At 35.9% G+C, this 1,721-nt stretch carries 2 protein-coding genes; both read right to left on the bottom strand.

What is annotated here, in order from left to right; all coding sequences use genetic code 11:
- Window positions 1–158: 158 nt before the first annotated feature.
- The gene (locus L6H65_RS26350; protein WP_236347728.1) at window positions 159–461 is read right to left on the bottom strand and encodes a YjcN family protein; all 303 of its coding nucleotides are present in this window, start codon (window positions 459–461) and stop codon (window positions 159–161) included.
- A 74-nt stretch (window positions 462–535) separates the two neighbouring features.
- A complete protein-coding gene (locus L6H65_RS26345; RefSeq protein WP_236347731.1) occupies window positions 536–1,615 on the bottom strand; it encodes an amidase domain-containing protein in 1,080 nt (359 codons plus the stop codon).
- Between the last annotated feature and the right edge of the window lie 106 nt (window positions 1,616–1,721).

The following is a 1,721-nucleotide window of genomic DNA, read 5'->3' as shown; positions in this document are numbered from 1 at the left end:
CTTCAGATCCCACCTCACGGTGGACACCCTTGCCTTTAGCTATGGCTACTACTGCCTTCACCATTCGGGACTTGAACCCTAGAGATAGCGCCCATGCTGGGCGCACATAACAAGTAAACCAGTTGCTATCAAGCAACTGGTTTACTCATACAATGTCTTCAATTACCTGATCCCACACTTGATACATACCATAGCGGACCATATTTTTTCAAATAAAAGACGCCCAGATCACCACCCGTCTGGATGTCCTTATAACCAATTACTTCATAAAGATATCCATGCTGATCATCATGCCTTTCTTTATCTTTTATTTCTACAGTTATACTCTTGATAGGCTGCATATGAAGCATGACATATCTTCTAACCGCTAATTCAGGTGAAAAAAAACTGGAAATCCAAAGAAGTATAACTAACGACGCCAGACTTATCCCGACAAGCCTTCTCCTTCTCTTACGATGCAATATAATTACCTCCATCGATAAAGTTATAAACCAAGTCTAGTATATGACTTGGTTTATAACTTATTACTACTGAATTAGTTTTGAGTATCTTTAATGTGTGTATAATAAATAGTAGTCGTAGGGTTTTGAGTCGCATAATAGTCATAAGGAATATTATGGCGGTCCGTAGTGTGGTAGGACACACTTACACGTCGATCCAACACCCCATTTATAACAACATAATAAATTTCAGACACGATCGCCGTATGATCTTTCCCAGTTCCATTTGACGATCTATCATACTGAATAATATCTCCAATCTGCATACTAGCATGATTAGAAGCCTCTGCGTCAATTGTATTATAATTTCTCATCAAATCAAAAAGGTAATCCACATTAATCCAAGAAACAGATCTTAAAAGACCATTTGAATAGATATTCAAATACCAACTTGGATTATTATCCGTTGCTCCTCCACCTACCGGATGGATATACATTGGTATTCCTCCGGCATGAATGGCTTGAGACGCGAAATTCGTGCAGTCATTAGAGTACTCATAGTATGTTGTATTGTAGTTATCCCAATAAGTATCAACATAATTTTTAACCGCGCCTCTGTTGAATGTGTAAGATGATAAAGTCTGAATTGGACTAGATTGATTCATTTCTTGCAATAGGCTTTTTTCAGATTCTTTTTCTTCCTTCAATCTCTTTCCATTAGAAACAATTTGATCACTATCAATTGATAATTGTGGGATATTAATGGAAGAAATCTCATCACTACTATCGATTGAGAAGGTCACATCATCCTTAAATTCCGTTACAACATCAGTGCCTTCCCAAGTAAATATTTGATACAATTCAATTGTTACAATTGCTAAACTCTCTGTTCTTTCTGTTTTCTTCACTAAATATTTAGTTTCATAATTGACTAAGCCCTGAGAGTGGACCTCTTTCATTAATTTTATCAAGCCCAGAGCCTCGTCATACTTCGTTAATAATCCCCCTATCTTCATAGTTTTTAACTGCTCTCCTCTTTGTTGAAGGAAAGAATCAATTTTTTTTATTAGATGTAAATCAACTTTGCTTTCTTGAGTTGCCCCTTTCTGTTCTGTTGCGAAAACTGTTCCACAAATTGAAAACAACAATATAACCGACAACGAAAATACTAGCATTTTTTTCAATATAATCACTCCTAAATACTGTAATTTATGATAGCTGGCCAGCTTATCACCTAATTAACCCCGTTTTATTAATAAAAATACCAATATACTAAAAGAG

The sequence above is a fragment of the Paenibacillus plantiphilus genome, assembly GCF_927798095.1.
GTDB lineage: Bacteria > Bacillota > Bacilli > Paenibacillales > Paenibacillaceae > Paenibacillus_Z > Paenibacillus_Z plantiphilus.
This window is presented reverse-complemented; position numbering and strand designations above follow the sequence as displayed.